This window comes from Maledivibacter halophilus (assembly GCF_900167445.1).
Lineage (GTDB): Bacteria > Bacillota > Clostridia > Peptostreptococcales > Caminicellaceae > Maledivibacter > Maledivibacter halophilus.
Map to the genome: position 1 here is coordinate 38842 of NZ_FUZT01000017.1, position 18511 is coordinate 57352.

The 18511-nt window shown below is 30.2% G+C and carries 15 protein-coding genes and 2 tRNA genes; 13 read left to right on the top strand and 4 right to left on the bottom strand.

All coding sequences use genetic code 11. The features are described from left to right. Positions 1-316 precede the first annotated feature (316 nt). From dnaB to B5X81_RS23495, 5 genes are all read left to right on the top strand, one after another. Positions 317-1645 carry a replicative DNA helicase gene (gene dnaB / locus B5X81_RS23475; protein WP_079495417.1) on the top strand — a complete coding sequence of 443 codons (1329 nt, stop codon included), beginning with the start codon at positions 317-319 and terminating at the stop codon, positions 1643-1645. A gap of 140 nt (positions 1646-1785) precedes the next feature. Next, positions 1786-2970, top strand: coding sequence for an NAD(P)/FAD-dependent oxidoreductase (locus B5X81_RS23480; protein WP_079495419.1), 1185 nt, complete (start codon positions 1786-1788; stop codon positions 2968-2970). Positions 2971-3095: 125 nt separating this feature from the next. After that, positions 3096-3716, top strand: coding sequence for a GNAT family N-acetyltransferase (locus B5X81_RS23485; protein WP_244282228.1), 621 nt, complete (start codon positions 3096-3098; stop codon positions 3714-3716). 242 nt (positions 3717-3958) lie between these two features. After that, positions 3959-4168, top strand: a complete 210-nt coding sequence (locus tag B5X81_RS23490; RefSeq protein ID WP_079495420.1) for a DUF1858 domain-containing protein — start codon at positions 3959-3961, stop codon at positions 4166-4168. 414 nt (positions 4169-4582) lie between these two features. After that, positions 4583-5869: an adenylosuccinate synthase gene (locus B5X81_RS23495; protein WP_079495422.1), complete on the top strand. Its 1287-nt coding sequence runs from the start codon at positions 4583-4585 to the stop codon at positions 5867-5869. A gap of 132 nt (positions 5870-6001) precedes the next feature. On the opposite strand, the gene B5X81_RS23500 is transcribed toward B5X81_RS23495, so the two are convergent. From B5X81_RS23500 to B5X81_RS23515, 4 genes are all read right to left on the bottom strand, one after another. Then, positions 6002-6077 (bottom strand) — tRNA-Thr (locus tag B5X81_RS23500). Between the two features lie 6 nt (positions 6078-6083). Continuing rightward, positions 6084-6159 (bottom strand) — tRNA-Lys (locus B5X81_RS23505). Between the two features lie 174 nt (positions 6160-6333). Further along, positions 6334-7329 carry an ATP-binding protein gene (locus B5X81_RS23510; RefSeq protein ID WP_079495423.1) on the bottom strand — a complete coding sequence of 332 codons (996 nt, stop codon included), beginning with the start codon at positions 7327-7329 and terminating at the stop codon, positions 6334-6336. 16 nt (positions 7330-7345) lie between these two features. Next, positions 7346-8422, bottom strand: a complete 1077-nt coding sequence (locus B5X81_RS23515) for a DnaD domain protein (RefSeq protein ID WP_079495425.1) — start codon at positions 8420-8422, stop codon at positions 7346-7348. A 180-nt stretch (positions 8423-8602) separates the two neighbouring features. Here B5X81_RS23515 and B5X81_RS23520 point away from each other — a divergent pair, with 180 nt between their 5' ends. The 8 genes from B5X81_RS23520 (at position 8603) to yycI (ending at position 18481) form a co-directional block, all read left to right on the top strand. Further along, positions 8603-10141 carry a M1 family metallopeptidase gene (locus B5X81_RS23520; RefSeq protein WP_079495426.1) on the top strand — a complete coding sequence of 513 codons (1539 nt, stop codon included), beginning with the start codon at positions 8603-8605 and terminating at the stop codon, positions 10139-10141. 266 nt (positions 10142-10407) lie between these two features. Then, a complete protein-coding gene (locus B5X81_RS23525; RefSeq protein WP_079495428.1) occupies positions 10408-11739 on the top strand; it encodes a LysM peptidoglycan-binding domain-containing M23 family metallopeptidase in 1332 nt (443 codons plus the stop codon). Between the two features lie 165 nt (positions 11740-11904). Continuing rightward, the gene (locus tag B5X81_RS23530) at positions 11905-12747 is read left to right on the top strand and encodes a peptidase MA family metallohydrolase (RefSeq protein WP_079495429.1); all 843 of its coding nucleotides are present in this window, start codon (positions 11905-11907) and stop codon (positions 12745-12747) included. A gap of 171 nt (positions 12748-12918) precedes the next feature. Next, positions 12919-13608, top strand: coding sequence for a response regulator YycF (gene yycF / locus B5X81_RS23535; RefSeq protein WP_079495431.1), 690 nt, complete (start codon positions 12919-12921; stop codon positions 13606-13608). A 1-nt stretch (position 13609) separates the two neighbouring features. Next, positions 13610-15403 carry a sensor histidine kinase gene (locus B5X81_RS23540; RefSeq protein ID WP_079495432.1) on the top strand — a complete coding sequence of 598 codons (1794 nt, stop codon included), beginning with the start codon at positions 13610-13612 and terminating at the stop codon, positions 15401-15403. Between the two features lie 92 nt (positions 15404-15495). Further along, positions 15496-16035, top strand: a complete 540-nt coding sequence (locus B5X81_RS23545; protein ID WP_079495434.1) for a hypothetical protein — start codon at positions 15496-15498, stop codon at positions 16033-16035. 19 nt (positions 16036-16054) lie between these two features. Beyond that, the gene (locus tag B5X81_RS23550) at positions 16055-17584 is read left to right on the top strand and encodes a hypothetical protein (protein WP_079495435.1); all 1530 of its coding nucleotides are present in this window, start codon (positions 16055-16057) and stop codon (positions 17582-17584) included. 54 nt (positions 17585-17638) lie between these two features. After that, entirely contained in the window at positions 17639-18481 is an 843-nt protein-coding gene (gene yycI, locus B5X81_RS23555; protein ID WP_079495437.1) for a two-component system regulatory protein YycI, read from the top strand. Positions 18482-18511 lie beyond the last annotated feature (30 nt).

Sequence of the window (18511 nt, forward strand, 5' to 3'; positions counted from 1 at the left end):
ATAGATGAAGATTTTAAAACTATATATAGAGATGGTTTTTACAGAAGGTAATTATGTAATTTGCTCAAGTAACAGTAAAAAATCTAAAAATATAGGGAATAATGGAAATATGGAAAATATATTATTAATAAAAAACCCATGTAGATAAATATAAGTGATGGTATAATAGATAATATAAAATAAGGGTTTTTATAGTAATTGAGGAATCAACAGATCAAATTGAAGATGTAGTAATTAATAAATAGAATTAGGTAAGTTATCTTATTTCTATCACAAATATGTATTAGTATATATTTTTACGGAAAAGGTGGTATATATGGAGCATTTAGGAAGAATACCCCCTCATAATGTTGAAGCAGAGCAATCTGTTTTAGGGGCAATGATCTTAGATAAAGAAGCAATAATAGTTGCTAGTGAGATTTTAAAGAGTGATGATTTTTATAAAGAAGCACATAAAGAGATCTATGAGGCAATAATAGATTTATATAATAAAGATGAACCAGTGGATTTAGTGACCCTTTCAGAGGAATTAACAACCAGAGGCACTCTTGAAGCATTGGGAGGGGTAACCTATCTTTCAGATTTATCCACATCGGGAATGATAACATCCAATGCCAAATACTATGCCAAGATTGTGGCAGAAAAGGCTTTGGTAAGACGTTTGATAAAAGCCTCTACAGAAATAGTAGAAAAGGGATATGAAGCTGAAGAAGCTGATATGCTTTTAGATCTTGCTGAGAAAAATATATTTGATATTTCTCAAAACACAAATAAGGAAGGGTTTTCGCCTATCAAAGATATACTTTTAGATACCTTTGATAAAATAGAAGAGCTGTATAGTAGTAAAGGAGGGGTTACAGGTCTTTCAACGGGTTTTACTGATCTTGATAGAAAAACCTCAGGTCTTCAGAAATCAGACCTTATTTTAATAGCAGGAAGACCTGCCATGGGGAAAACAGCTTTTTCCATAAATGTTTGTCAAAATGCTGCTATTAGATCAGGAGCATCTGTGGCAATATTTAGTCTTGAGATGTCAAAGGATCAATTGGTACAACGTATGTTAAGTGCAGAATCCCACATAGAAATTCAAAAAATAAGAACTGGTCAGCTTAGTGAGGATGAATGGCCAAAGTTAGCAAATGCCATGGGACCACTGGCTCAGGCCAAAATTTATATAGACGATACTCCTGGTATTAATGTTATGGAGATGAGGGCTAAGTCCAGGAGGCTTAAGATGGAGCATGGCCTGGATTTAATAATGATAGATTATTTACAGCTTATGGAATCCCATATTAGGTCAGATAGTAGACAACAGGAGATTTCAGCTATTTCAAGAGCATTGAAGATACTTGCTAGAGAAATGGAATGTCCAGTTATTGCACTATCACAGCTATCTCGTGCTCCAGAGCTTAGAGCCGATCATAGACCTATCCTTTCTGATCTCAGGGAATCAGGGGCAATAGAGCAGGATGCCGATATAGTTATGTTTTTATATCGTGACGAGTACTATGATCCTGATAGTGAAAAGAAGAATATAGGAGAGCTTATCATAGCTAAGCAGCGTAATGGTTCTACTGGAACTGTAGAATTAGCATGGCTTGGACCCTTTACTAAATTTGCTAATCTTGAAAGATATAGAGAGTAGCTTCTAAGGGGATAGAATTTTTAATCAAAGTAGTCTCGAAAGAGGCTGCTTTTGTTTATCCTTTTGAAAAAGGGGTATTTTACTATTAGTAAGAATAATAAGTGGAGTCATAAATAAAATTATGAATGGGGGATTGTTAAATGAATTATATAATTATTGGTAATGGAATAGCAGGTCTATCTGCAGCAGAAGAAATACGAAAAAATGATGATTTAGGAAAGATTATTTTGATAAGTGGAGAAGAATATCTAACATATAATAGAGTAAAGCTTTCTCACTTTATTAGTAGAGAAGACTATGCTTTAAAGGATTTACTTGTCCATGATACAAATTGGTATAAAGATAGGAAAATTGAAGTATTATTAAATACAAAGGTAATTAGTATTGATACAAAACTTAAGAAAGTAATTACAGATAATAAAGGTGCATTTAAATATGATAAACTATTAATAGCAAATGGGAGCAGTCCTTTCATTCCACCTATATCTGGTGTGGATAAAAAAGGTGTATTTACACTAAGGACTGTAGATAATTTAAAAGAAGTTCAAGAATATATGAAAAACATTAATACTGTTTCAGTTGTTGGAGGAGGTTTATTGGGACTAGAGGCAGCTTGGTCATTAAATAAATTAGGCAAAAAAGTTAATATAATAGAATTTGCTCCTTATTTATTGCCAAGACAGCTTGATGAAGAGATAGGAAGTTACCTACAGCAGCAATTAGAAAAAGAAGGACTTAATTTTTATTTCAACGCTGCAGCAGAAGAATTCCAGGGAGATAAAAGCTTAAAAGGTATTAAATTTAAAGATGGAAGGATAGTTGAAAGTGACTTGGCTTTAATATCAACTGGTGTAAGGTCTAATATAACAATAGCAGAAGGGACTGATATTAAAGTAGAGAGGGGAATAATAGTTGATGAGCATATGAGTACTAATATAGAAGATGTATATGCTGCCGGAGATATAGCTCAGTTTGATGGAATGGTTTTGGGGTTATGGTCAGCGGCCACTGACCAAGGTAAGGTTGCAGGAGCTAATATGCTAGGTAATAGACAAGAATATAAAATGCCAAAGCCAGCCACTACTTTGCTTATTGGAGATATAAAAATGTTTTCAGTTGGAAATGTAAATGATGGGGAAAAAGAAATAAAAATACAAAATGAAAACTATTTTCATAAGCTGTTTTTAGATAATGGAAAACTAATTGGCGGAGTTCTTACAGGTGATATAAAGAAAATGATAGCTTTAAAAAAGGCAGTAAATGAAAATAGGAATCTAAGTGAAATATTAGATAAAGAGGCTGAAGATATATTAAATAGTCTTTAGTGTATAGTTAGTATAGCAGGATTTAATTTATTTCTAGTAATCATGTTAAGTTTTATTTGTATAATGGAATGATCTGAATTTTAAAATTTAAAACTTAGAACTGTTGGTTTTTGGGAGTGAAATGCATGATTATAATGGGAGATAAGACAAAAGTAAGAAAGCTTAAAAGAAAAGATATAGATAAAATGGTTTTGTGGGGAAAGCATCAAGACCCTATATTTTTACATTATAATTTTCCCGAATTTTCTAACCACGAAAGAGATTTATGGTACAAAATTAAGGCAAGGGATTTTAGAAAAAGGTGCTTTGCAGTTGAAAATATGAAAGGTTGTATTGTGGGCTATATTTCCCTTAGGGATATTAAATTCTTTAAGAGAGAAAGTGAAATGGGAATAGTTTTTGATCCAGATAAATTAAATCAAGGATATGGAACGGACGCATTGAATAATTTTTTAAATTTATATTTTAACAAATATAAAATGAAAAGGTTGAAGCTTAAAGTTGCAAAGTTTAATAAAAGAGCACTTAGATGCTATGAAAAGTGCGGATTTAAAATATTAAAAGAAGTTTATAATGAATTTGAAGAGCAAAATATAGGCATAGCGACTATGAAAGGAATTGTAAAAAGAAATAAGGAATTTGGTATAGATAATGGAAGATTAATGACAAAGTATTATTATATGGATATAACAAAGGAAAGATATATTTTCCACAAAGAAAATCAGGAATTGTTGATAACTCTGTGAATAATGTTGATAAGTTAACTTAAACCTGTGAATATTTATCTTTATCTCTAAGTTTAAATACATACTTACAAATTTTAGTTTTGTTTATAGGATTTATAAATCAAGTTTTGAGACTGTTTCACTATAATAAGTGTTATAATAAAAGTGAGTGTCTTAAAGAAATTCATTATAGCTTTGTTTTTGTTTATTTTATAAATAGAGATAATTGCATACTTTATATTCAGAAACGGGGAGGTAAGTGAATGTCCAAAGTAACAAAGAATACTATTATAGCAGAAGTTTTGCAAATGGACAGGGGAACAGCTTCTGTTTTTAAGGAGCATGGGCTGCATTGTCTAGGATGTGCTGGTGCGGCAATGGAGACTATTGGTGAGGCTGCTAAAGTTTACGAAATAGATGTAGATGAAATTGTTAATGACTTAAATGAATATTTAGAAAAACAGGAAAAATAGGGAAGTTTTAAAGGGTGGGATTAAGCCACTCTTTTTGTTTAATAATATTTATTGTAGCTTATACTTTGGATATTTGAGGAAATTGCATAATACATGTGAAGAATTTTAAAATACAAAATGTAATAAAGAGAGTCAGGTAAGTTATATACATATTGCATTTTAAAATTAAAATGTTAATTATGCAAGTTTCTTATTTAAAAACTTATCAACAAATAAAGTCCTTTTGTGGAAAAAGTCATACACATATTATAGCTTATCCACAACAGTCTAAGGGGTGATTATGTTTAAGGAGTTAATCGAATATTTTAGATAATATTTTAATTAATATTCGCAATTTAATTGACTGATAGCTTTTATTCTGATAATATTAGATGTGTACGTTCGGATTTAACGTTTTGAAGGAAGGTGTATGAAATGTCAACTGTAATTGTTGTTGGAGCTCAATGGGGAGATGAAGGTAAGGGTAAGGTAATAGATTATTTAGCTGCTGAAGCAGAAGTGGTTGTTAGAGGACAAGGTGGTAATAATGCAGGACATACTGTAGTAGTTGAAGATAAAAAATATGCCCTTCATTTAATTCCTTCAGGTATACTCTATCCAGAAACAATAAATGTAATTGGTAATGGTGTAGTATTCGATCCAGAAGGGTTTCTAAAAGAAGTAGAAAAACTTGAGGCCCAAGGCATTAGTACTAAAAATATAAAGATAAGTGACAGAGCACATGTGATTTTTCCATATCATAAGGTTATAGATGCCCTTTCTGAAGAGGCTAGAGGGGATCAATTAATTGGGACTACTAAAAAAGGTATTGGCCCATGTTACATGGATAAGGTAGAAAGATCTGGAATAAGAATATGTGATTTAATGGATGAAGAAGTATTCATTGACAAGGTTACTGCTCAAATAGAAAGAAAAAATAAAATAATTGAAAAAATTTATGACGGAGATCCCGTGGATAAAGATGAAATTATTAAAAAATATTTAGAATATGCTGAAAAGATAAGACCTTATGTTGATGATACTACAGTTATAGTATATGATGGAATAAAAAATAATAAAAAGGTTTTATTTGAAGGAGCCCAAGGAACATTACTTGATATAGATTTAGGAACATATCCCTATGTAACAAGTTCACATCCAATCTCTGGAGGCTTTACTATTGGATCTGGTATAGGTCCTAATGTTATACAAGAGGTAGTAGGAATAGCTAAGGCTTATACAACAAGAGTAGGAGAAGGACCTTTTGTTACAGAGGAGGATAATGAAACAGGAGATAAAATTAGGATAGCAGGAAATGAATTTGGTACGACAACAGGAAGGCCAAGAAGATGTGGATGGTTTGATGCTGTAATGGTCAAGTATTCTGCTAGAGTAAATGGAATGACTTCTATTGCTTTGATGTTATTAGATGTACTTACTGGGTTTGAAAAGATCAAAATTTGTAAAGGGTATAAGCTTGGAGATAGAATAATACAAAATTTCCCTGCTTCACTAAAGGACTTATCAAAATGTGAGCCTATTTATGAAGAGCTTGAAGGATGGAATGAAGATATATCACAAGCTAAAAGTTTTGAAGAGCTTCCTGAAAACGCTAAAAAATATATAGAAAAAATTGAAGAATTAGTAGGCATACCAGTAAAAATTGTTTCAATTGGACCAAAGAGAAGTCAAACAATAGTTAGAGATAAGATATATAGATAGAAAAGTAGATGTGCTTTTAAAGAAGCACATCTATTTTTTTATCTATAAGTAAAATTTTAAATTAAATTCTTTAACTTAGTAGAAAATAGCAAAAAGAGACATATGAACCCTTATCATACATCCCTTTTTTAGTGGAGCTGGCGATGGGACTCGAACCCGCAACCTGCTGATTACAAGTCAGCTGCTCTTCCAGTTGAGCTACGCCAGCGAAATTTGGTGACCCATCCGCGACTCGAACGCGGGACACCCTGATTAAAAGTCAGGTGCTCTGCCGACTGAGCTAATGGGTCCCTACTCACATTTATATATATTACAATAGATTTTAAACCATGTCAACAAAAATTTACAAAAAATTTATAGCTATAATTTGGATGATATAAATTATATATAGTGAAACAACTTTAAAGTTTAATAAATTTCCCAAAAAAGTATTTTCTGGGAAATTTATATTAAATTCTAATATATTAAATTTTATTTTTTGCTTCCCATCTTAAATCGGGGCCAAAGAATCTAAGTATGGTAAAACTGCCAAAGATTCTAGAAACAATCCTGTCACTATATTTTTTAACTAATTTTATCGGTTCATTATTTGTGGAGATAATTGTCTTTTTATTACCGATAAGTCTTGAATTAAGGATATTAAATATCTCTACATTTGTAAATGTATTTGTAAATTCGGTTCCTAAATCATCAATAATTAACAAGTCACAGTCAAATAGTAGTTTATAACTTTCTTTTATTTCAGGAGTTTTGTTTTTGCTAAATTGATATTCCTCTAAAATTTGTAGTATTTTAAAAGCCGTTTGATATACTACTATTTTTCCCTTATCTAGAAGGGCCTTAGTAATGCAATTACATATAAAAGTTTTACCAAGCCCTGTAGTTCCATATAATAAAAGATTTTCATTATTTGCTTTATCGAAGTTAATAACAAATCCCTCACAGGTTGTTAATATATTCTGCATATTTTCCCTAGGGGTCAATTCTTCATCTTCAAATTTCTCATTTGAGAAAAGATCCAGATTAAATGTCTTAAAGTTTTCTTTTTCAATAATTTTAGATATGTTTGACATGGAATAAGCCATTTCAATAAGTTGTTGTTTAAAACAATCGCATTTTGTACCGTTCTTTAAATATCCTGTATCCATACATTTGTTACATTCGTAATTAATTTCCAGAAAACTTAAGGGTATATTATTTTCTGTTAGAAGAATAGCTTTTTTTTGTTTAAGTTTTTCAATATGACTTTTAATCGAATTAATTTCTTGTTCGTAATTATCTGGGTTAGAAAGTACAGCTCTTGATATCCTTATGCCTGTACCTGCAATTTTATCCTCTATTTTTTTTATCTCTGGAACAATATCATATACTTGTAATTTTCTATATTCCAATTCTTTTTCAGCTTTATCTCTTTTCCTTTCATAGTCCAATAATATTTCTCGCATATAATTTTTTTTCATGTATATACACCTACTTTTATTTTCTTACGCCAAGGATTTTTTCAAGTTCTTCATTTGAATATTTATTGGCTCTTTGTTCAAAATCATTAAATTTATTTTTTGAACCACCAAATTTTTTAATGATCTTTTCCTCTTTATTATCGTTTTGTTCTTTAGTTCTTTCTTGAGTTCTTTTTTCAGCTTCCTCAACGGTTTTTACACCATTTTCCTTCCAGTCTTCAAGTATTTTATCTATATATTTTAGATTTGGATTAGAAATTTTTATTGAATTTTCACAAGCCTTCAATATAACCTCTAGGGAGAAACCCCAGGTATCTATCCATTTATCCATAATCTTTTTAGAGTATTGGCTAATTGGATTACTTCTAATTCCTAAGGATTTTAAAATTTTTATATACATAGAAAATCTAGTATCAGTTTTTTCAAAGTATTCTTCAACTTTATCAATGCTTATTATGCCATCATCATACCAGCTTCTAATTATAGCGCCAACATATCCAATTTTTTTGATATTTCTTCTTTCAACGCTGTATTGAAAAGCTTTAACTATAACATCTGGATCCATATTAAAATCCTTTATCCAATCAAGGATTTTTTGCATGTCATTGGTGTAGAGTCTTCTTCTTATCAGCTGCTGTATATCATAAAACATATTTTTTATTTCTGGAACCTTATTAGCTGATAATAGTTCTTCTACAGTAGTGGTGTCACTAAAGCCCCTGTCATCTTCATCATTAGATTTAGAAGTATTTTTAAGTTCATAATTATTATCTATATATAATTGTCTTAAGGATAAAAATTCAACTATGAAATCATTATTATCATCGATATCCTTTAGATGTTTTTTTACTATACCTACTTTTTCCCAAAAATCCCAAGCCTGTAGAACGTCAACCAAGGGAATATTTAAATGCTTAGCAATAGTATTATTATTGACTACTATACTCTCATCTCTGTCGGTGGCATATTTATATCCCAATAAGTAGACCTTAACGTAGGTCCCATCGGCCATAGGCATAAAGTCATTAATGAAAATATTTTCAATTGAAGTTTGGCCAAAATCAATATCCGTTGTTTTTTTAATAAAACTCATTAAAACACCTTCCATAAATACATATTATTTGTATGTAATTATATCATAATTGATGATGAGAAAGGAATAAGGGGAATAAATAACCTCCTATTCCTTTATTAATAACCATACATAAAGCTCATTTATACACATATAGTTTTTAATATAGAAATTACAATAAATCTTGGAGGCTGATAATAGATGAAGATATCTTTAATAAGGTTTTTCAGGAAAATTAAAAATCTAAAATATAAAAAGAGAGTGGTATTATTTTTAATGATTGCTCTAATTTCCCTTATTTCTATAAGTATATATCAAATTAATAAAAACAGCATCATAGTTTTTGATGAATTAATGCCGGAAGTAGAAAAGCTAAATACATATGATATTGATGCTGTCTTTTATGAAGAGGAAAAATTAATAGAAGGCACAGAGAAAATTACATATATAAACAAGTCAAAAAGTAATATAAAGTCCATATGCTTTCACATATATCCCAATGTATTTAAATCTAAAGAAACAGTGCCCTTTGAAGAAAATGAAATTGATTTAGCTTATATGGATGGTTTTGAACCTGGCCATATAAATATTAATTCTGTAAAATCCTCAAAGGGTGATTTGAGCTTTTTAATTATAGGCAAAGGAAATTCTGTTTTAAAGGTTAATCTTGATAAGGAATTAGAGCCAGGAGAAAAAACTAATATATATTTAGATTTTATGATAAAGATTCCACCGACAAATGGTAGATTTGGGTTTGGAGACAATACAATTAACCTTGGAAATTGGTATCCGATAGTGGCTGTTATTGATGAATCAGGCTGGAACCTTGATCCATATTATTCTATTGGTGATCCCTTTTTTAGTGATATTGCCAATTATAGAGTTGTAATGTCCATTCCAATGAATTATGTAGTGGCTTCTACAGGAGATTTAATAAAAAAGGAAAATATAGGGGATAATTATAGATGGACCTTTGAAGCTCAAAAGGTAAGGGATTTTGCTTTAGTTGCAAGTGAGAAATATAAAGTTATAGAAGCTGATGTGGGAGATACTTCTGTTAGAAGCTATTATTTTGAAGATGAATCCGCAGAAAAATCCTTAATAGCAGCTAGGGATGCTTTAGAAATATTTAATAAGAATTTTGGCAAATATCCTTATAAACACTTTTCCGTAGCAGCTGCAGATTTTTTTATAGGTGGAATGGAATACCCTAAGCTTGTACTCATAGATGAAGGTATATATAAAAGAAACGATGAAATGCTGGAGTATATCATAGTTCATGAGACTGCCCATCAGTGGTGGTATGGAATTGTGGGTAATAATCAAATTAAAGAGGCTTGGTTAGATGAAGCCTTGACTGAATATTCTACATTATTATATTATGAAAAAAAATATGGACAGGAGGCAAAAAATAGAATATATAAAAAAATGATATTAGAAGGTTATAATTTATATAGGGATTCTAATGAATTAGAAAGTGAAGTTATATTAAAATCTTTGGATGATTTTAAAAATTCTAGAGAATATCAATCCTTAGTATATTGCAAGGGGGCTATGTTTTTAGAATATCTTAGATCGGAATTAGGAGATGAAATATTTTTCGATATTTTAAAAGTATATTTTGATAAATATAAATATAAAAATGCAACAACAGAAAATTTTTTTGAAATATGTGAAATAATTTCAGATAAAGATCTTAAAAATATTTTTGAAAAATGGCTTAGAGGTATTAATAAATGAGGAAATTGTATAATACATGTAAAGAATTTTAAAATACAAAATGTAGTAGAAATAGTCAGGTAAGTTATCTACATATTGCATTTTAAAATTAAGAATGTTAATTATGCAAGTTTCTCAAATAAAAATGCATGTATATTATAGATTTTCTATGCTAGAATATTGTAGGCATAAAAAGAATATGATATACTATAATAGCTAACATTACAATTATATTACAAAATTCTAAAAAATCCCATTTGGGAAAAGAACGTTTAGGGGAGAAAATTATGGCTAATTCAGGAAATTCTGGTAGTCTAAAAAATATTATTGAAAAATTCATTAGGCAATTTAAAGATAGTAGACAAGCTAAAATATTTATATTTTTAGGTACAATTGGTGTATTCTTTTTAACATTACTTTTGGCTTTTCCGAATAAATCTTATAATAATAGACCTATCAGACCGGTTAAGGGTGTTCAATTAGAAAAAAGTTTTTCCAATAGAGCTGGTTTTCAAAAGCGAGAAGATGGACTGAAAAGTATAGCAAATATAAAAGAAGATGTTGAAGAAATATTGAAGGTGAGGATTCCCGTATATGCATTAAATGTTAATGGAAAGGATTTAGCTGTATTTAAAACAAAAGATGAAGCTAGTAATCTCCTTGATGATATTGTAAAGCCCTTTACCCAGGATGAAGAAGCTAAAATAGAGGAAATAGGTTTTAAGGAGAATACTAAGATTGTGAAAAAGCTTGTTGGAGCAGAAAAATTTGCAGAAAATCTGGAATATGGAGAAATTCTAGATTACATAACTAAAGGTACAAAAGAGACGAAAATACATAAGATGCAAAAAGGCGAAAATTACTGGGTAATTGCCCAGAAATATAAAATAAATCCCGATGACCTTATAAAGGCAAACCCTGGAGTTAAGCCTGAAACATTACAAATTGGACAAGAAATCAGTTTGGTAGTTCCCAAGCCTTTAATAACTGTTGTTACAAAAGAGATAATGGAGTATAACGAAGAGATAGCATATGAAACAAAGTACGAGGAAACAGAGGTTTTATATAAGGGAGAAGTTAGAGTTAAAATGGCAGGGGAAAAAGGAGAACGGGAAGTTAAAGCTAAGATAAATAAGGAAAACGGCATAGAGATTGAGAGATCTATTTTGGAAGAAAAAATAATTGCCGAGCCAACTACTAAAGTAGTACTTAAAGGAACAAAAAATCCACCTCCAAAGATAGGAACTGGAAAGCTGGCTAAACCAACAAGTAGAGGAATATTAACTTCACCATTTGGATGGCGGTGGGGAAGAAGACATAGTGGAATAGATATTGGAATTCCTACCGGGACAGATGTTAAGGCAGCCGATGGTGGCAAGGTCATTTTTTCAGGAACTAAGGGTGGTTATGGTAAATGTATTATTATTGACCATGGTGGTAATGTAAATACATTATATGCCCATAATAGCGAGCTTTTAGTGAAAAAAGGTACAAAGGTATTTAAGGGTCAGATAATAGCTAAGAGTGGAAATACTGGAGTAAGTACAGGTCCACATCTTCATTTTGAGGTTAGAAAGAATAATACACCTGTGAATCCAGCTAAATATGTTAAATATTAAATGTAGGAGCCAAGTAATGGCTCCTTTTATAATGAAAATAATATTAATTTTTTAAGATAAATTAATATTATTACCGCAAATTACCACCAGAGTTTACATAATATCATGGTATAATAGTTGTGTATTCCCTCATATACATATTGATATAAGGGGGAGGGGATTCACATGAAAAAAAGATTTTATATAATTATCAGTATGGTTATTATATTTATTTTAATATCTTTTAATGTTTTTGGTATAAAAGGAGATTTATATGTTCTTTTTAGAAATATACCTAAGAAAAAAGTCTTACAAAATGTTGAGGATTATAGTGAATTAAAAACAGAGAATTTTATAATCAAACACAAGACCAATGATTTAGAAGTTTTAAAACTTGTTGAAAAAGCTGCTGAAAAGCATTATGGTGAAATATGCAATCAGTATGATTATTATCCAAAGGATAAAGCAATAGTAGTATTATATGAAAACCCGGATGATCTTTTAAGAAATGCAAATCTTGGGAAATCTAAACCACCTATGGGTGTGTATTATGCATCTACTATTCAAATTTTATCTCCGAGATTATGGGTTCCTGCCCATGAAGACATGGAATATTTATTTATGAATGAAGGGCCTATGGTCCATGAATTTACTCATTTGATCATAGATGATATTACAAAGGGAAATTATCCTCTATGGTTTACAGAAGGGTTAGCATTGTATTCAGAATATATATACACAGGATATGAGTGGGGAAAGGATGTTAAGTGGGAAAATTTATATTCAATAGACGAACTTAATAGTAATTTTAATAAATTAGATCAGCATTTGGCATATACTCAGTCATTTAGAGTAGTAAGATATATGGTAGAAGCCTATGGATTTGAAAAAGTTAAAGAAATACTTGAAAAGTTGGAAGAAGGATATGTTTTTAGAAATGCTTTTGAAATGGTAACTAAGGATAAATTTTCAAAATTAGATATTAAACCTATAGACAAGGCTGATGATAAAGGATATGATAATAAATAAGATATGTACTATTTAGACTTTTAATTAAGATTTTATAAATAAATGGGATAATTGCATAATATATGGAAGTGCTTTAGAGATTTAAAATCTAGATGGAGTAAATGTTTTTCACAGGATGAAGTTATGCAATTTCCTCAAACAATCAATTATTTTTCCAAGAGGTGATAAAGGGTGGACAGAAAGGTACTTGTAGTTGATGATGAAAAGCCGATTTCAGATATTATAAAATTTAATTTAGTAAAGGAAGGTTTTGAGGTTGATGTTGCATTTGATGGAGAAGAAGCTTTAAAAAAGGTTTATCAATTTCAGCCTGATTTGATTTTATTGGATCTAATGCTTCCAAAGCTTGATGGCTTTCAGGTTTGTAGAAAGGTTAGGGAAACCTTCAATATGCCAATATTAATGCTTACTGCTAAGGAAGAAGAGGTTGACAAAGTTTTGGGACTTGAGCTTGGGGCCGATGATTATATAACTAAACCCTTTGGTATGAGGGAATTGATTGCAAGAGTAAAGGCTAATTTAAGGAGAATAGAAGTAGATAAAACACAAAGTAGAGGCAGCAGTATAGTTTCAGGAAATCTTTCTATTGACCTGGATAAATACGAGGTTAAAAGAGGAGAAGAAGTTATAGATTTAACCCTTAGAGAATTCGAACTTTTAAAGTTTCTTGCAACTCAGGAAAATCAGGTTTTTACTAGGGAACAACTCCTAAAGGATGTTTGGGGATATGAATATTACGGAGATATAAGAACTGTAGATGTTACAATAAGAAGGCTAAGAGAGAAGGTAGAAGGAGATTCCAGTAATCCAAAGTATATTCTTACAAAGCGTGGAGTAGGATATTACTTTAGGAGGATTTAGTATGTTTAAAAGCATAAGATGGAAATTTATTATAGTCTATTTTGCTTTGGTTTTTATAGCTATGTCAATAATAGGAGTCTTCATTATAAAAAGCTTTGAGTCTTATCATCTTGATGTTGCAAGAAAAAGATTAGATGATATGGCTAAGAACATCAAACCCGGTATTGAGAAACTTCTTGTTAAAGTTAATCTAGAAGATGATAAGGAAGCCCTTCAAAGTACTATAAAAACATGGCCAAATACTCCCTTTGAAGAATCCTTTGTAATAAGTACAGACTGGAAGATAATCGCTAGTAGTAATGATGTTTTTGAAAATATAAGTGCAGTCAGTGAATTAGATGAAGACTTGATTTTAGATGTATTAACTGGGAAAAAGGATGTTGCAGAAAAGGATTACACCCAGGGGGAAAAATGGACTAAGAACATAGCATTTCCCATAGAAAAAAATGAAAAAATAGTAGGAGTCCTATATCTAAGGGCAGATCTGAAGGATATCTATGATACTTTAAATAAAGCCATGAAGATAATGACTCAAGCAGTTATTTTGGCACTCGGGATTACTATTATACTTGGATATTTAATAGCTAAAAGTATAACAGAACCCATTAATGATGTAACAGAAAAGGCTGCTTTAATGGCTAAGGGTAATTTTAATCAAAGAGTAGATGTCAAATCTGATGACGAAATAGGAAAACTTGCGGAAATGTTTAATTTCTTAACTACTAAATTAGAAAATACCCTTGCGGAAATTTCCAGCGAAAAAAGTAAAATGGAGACTATATTGAATTACATGGCCGATGGACTTATAGCTGTTAATAAAGAAGGGGATATTATACACGCAAATCCAAAGGCGATGGAAATGTTAGGGGTTTCAGAGGATATAATTCTGAAAAGCAATTATGATGAACTATTTAAAGATTTAGATGAGAAGCTTACACTGGAGTTTATAATGGAATACAATGATACTTTGATAGGTAGAGAAAATATAAACATCAATGAATCCATATATAATGTTGAGTATGCACCATTTAAAGATGAAAACAATGAAATTCGAGGCTTAGTATTGGTGATGAAGGATGTAACAAAGCAGCAAAAGCTAGAAAATATGAGAAGAGAATTTGTTGCCAATGTATCCCATGAGCTGAAGACTCCTCTTACAAGTATAAAAAGCTATACTGAAACCTTATTAGATGGAATGCTTGAAGATAGAGCCATATCTGAGCAATTTTTAAAGGTTATAAATAATGAATCCGATAGAATGACTAGATTAGTAAGAGATCTATTACAATTATCTAATTTTGATAATAATAAAATAAAGCTAAATATGACCCGTAATGATTTAGTGAAATTAATAAAACAAACGGTTATGAAGCTAGATATAACTGCAAATAATAAGAAACAGAGACTTAAATTTTCACCTAACTGCGAGGAGCTCTTTGCTTATTTCGATTTTGATAGAATAGAACAGGTTCTCCTTAATATTGTTACTAATGCTATTAAGTATACAGAGGATTCTGGAGAAATTTCAATAGATATTCAAACTCAAGAGAATGAAGCTTTAATAACTGTCAAAGATACAGGTATGGGTATTCCTGAGGAGGATCTATTGCGAATATTTGAGAGGTTTTATAGAGTAGACAAGGCGAGATCCAGAGAATTAGGAGGGACAGGTCTTGGACTATCTATAGCTAAAGAAATAATAGATGCTCATAATGGTAGTATAGAAATTTTTAGTAAAGTTAATGAGGGGACAGAGGTGAAAATTAGAATACCAATAGAGGAAAGAACTGTGTAATACTATTTTAAATACAGTGTAACACCGCTGTAACATTACTATTATATAATAGTAGTATATAATAAGGAAATAGTATGCTGGGAGGCCTAGTTATGTTAAAGAAAATAATTACAGGAACCCTTGTTCTAATAGTTCTTAGTACGTCTAGTGTTGTGGTTTATGCAGTAGATCCACAAGATAGTACTAATGTAATAGATGTAAAAAAAGAAAATACAGCTTTAAAAGAGCTTGATGTAGAAATTAAAGAAGAGAAAAAGGAAGAAATTCAAATAATTAGTCCTAAAATTAATTCTGATGGTGAAGTTGTGCCTAATAAGAATCTTGTAATTTCTGTTAATCTTATTTCAGATTCCCCTGTGACCTTAAATATGTACAAAGTATCAAATGAAACTCAGGAATTACTCTTTGACCCACAAGTAATTGAACCTAGTGATCAAGCAAGTGATTTTGATAAAAATATAAAGGACTTTAAAGCAGGAGAATATAAGATGGTGTTTACTAGAGAGGGAGAAGAAGAGCCCATAGAAGAAATAGAATTTAAAGTAAAAAAGACTGAAGAAGTGGTTGATAAGGTAGAAAAGGATCCCTTGAGTTTACCAACAAACCCAATTGACCTTACATCGGAAAAGTAGATTTCAGGGGTGAGGTATAATGAAATTTGAAAAAATTAAATCTGTACTTTTGCTCTCTCTTTTTATAGTGAGTTTAATTCTTACACAAAGGCTATGGTTTTACTTTCCCTTTGGTGGAGTGATTTCTATAGCCGATGATATGAATTTAGAAGAATTCGATATAGATGTTACTGAGATACTAAGCCCCCAAGACTTTATCATAAGCTTTGGGGGCGGAGATTATACTGTATTTTATTCTGAACCCTATGAAGTATGGAATATTACTAAGCCTATTTCTAATAATTCTTATGATAAAAATGATGTATGGATTTGGAAAACTACTAAGGAGGTCTTAAGGGACTACTTAAAAAGTGATTATGAAGTACATCAAATAGATTATGATAAATGGCAGAAAATAAATAGATTTAAGTCAATAAGATTGAATTTTGCATGTGAAATTCCTGGTAATATACTCATAGATGCTATTTTGGATGAGAGTGGTAATGCATCTAAAATCAAGGAGAAAATAGATACAATACTTATCCCTGCCATTGAAGGTGGATCTAATAATATATATTTGGGGAATCATGAAAATGATTTCTATATAGAACTAAAGGGTAATTTTAAAGATAATAGAGTAAGAGAGCTTGTAGATAATATTGAAAAAATTTTTGAGGATAAAGGATATATAAACTATATTACATTAAATCGCCACTCACAAGTGGATAACGATACCTTAATTCCAGTTTTCGGCACGAGTAGAGAGACTATTCCATTTTATAATGTTAAAAATGAAATAGATGTTACAGATAAGGCAAGTGTAATATCTCAAGCCAATCAATTTTTTAGTTCAAGCTTTGATTTTGTCAAAGAAATTAACGAAATAGATGGAAGTATTATATATATGTATGGGTATGGAGAAAAGACTCTAAAGATAAACAAAAATGGAGAATTAGTATATGAAGAAAAGGTTGATAATAAAAAGGCATCATATGAATTAGATTTTATTGACAGTTTAAAATATGCAGTTAAATTTGTTGAAGAAAAAGGTAGATGGCCTATTAATAGAGAAAATGCTTATTTATCAGATTATAAACTTATTGAAAAGAATAATAAAAAGGGATATGAGTTTAGTTTTAACTATAGATTAAAGGGCTTGCCAGTGTTTATACCGGATATAGCAAAAGATAAGGCTATAGTTGTTAGAGTAATTGGAAGCCAGATTACTTATTATAAAAAAATGGTTAAAAGTCCACCACAAAATTTTAATAAAGAAGTAAAGAGTATACTTTCTGTTTTTGATGAAGGTCAAGAAAAGAAAATGCTTGATTTTTCAGATGTTTTGAGAATGTATGGATATATGATTAAGAATACCTATATAATGGAAAATGAATTAGAAGAAGAGAAAATTCAAGATCTTGAGACAGAGGAATTGATAGAAAGAATAGGTTTAGTTTACTATTCATATCAAGATAAGCTTGTACCTGCTTGGGAAGTTACTATTGATGATATAGTTTATTATTTTGACTTATATACTGGCGTTAATTATACTTCAAACCCTAAAAACTAAGCTTTATCCTCGGCTTTGTAAAGTCGGGGATTTTTAAAAGGATGAGGTGCATCAATGGATTGGGTAAAAGCTAAAAATATACTTATAGTGGCCTTTATAATTACAAATTTAATTTTGGGATATTATACTTTAAAGGATATGAAAGCTAATAGATATAGTGATACTATAAGTGAGGAAAAAATCAATGATATTAAAAAGATTTTTGAAGAAAAGAATATAATTATAAAAGCTGATATACCAAAAAAAACATTTCGGGTTCCTGAAATAACTGTTAAATATGAATCCTATGATAAAGAAGAGATAGAAGATAAATTTTTAGGAGAAAATGAATCGGATAATAAAGAAACAGTTAAACTTACATCAAATAATAAGCTTATTATTTATAAAAAAAGTTTAAATGATAATAATACAAAGTCAAGTGAAGAGGAAGCTAAAGAAATAGCTTATGATTTTATAAAAGAACACGGATATGAGAATGACGAAATAGAACTTTGGGATATAAAAAAGGAAAATAATGAATATGAAATATTGTATAAGCAGAGGTATGAAAATATAATATTGGATAATGGTTATATGAAGATAACTGTTAAAAATGATCAGGTAGTTTATTTTGAGAGAAGATGGTTACAGGCAACCAATGTAAAATCAATTGAAAAAGGAATTATTCCTACAACAAAGGCATTATTATTGGTTATAGATAAATTGGAGACTATGAAAGATACTAAAGATAGTAAAGTTGTAATAACAGATATTAATTTAGTGCATTCTCTAGATATTCATGAGTTAGATGGAATATTTGAAGAAAAGTGGTATGTAGGTGATGAAAAAAAAGGTCTTTTGTATTGGAGAATAATCTTACAAGATGGAGAGTATATAGATATAGAGGCCTATGAATAGATTTAGATAATTCAACAAAAGTAGAAGAGC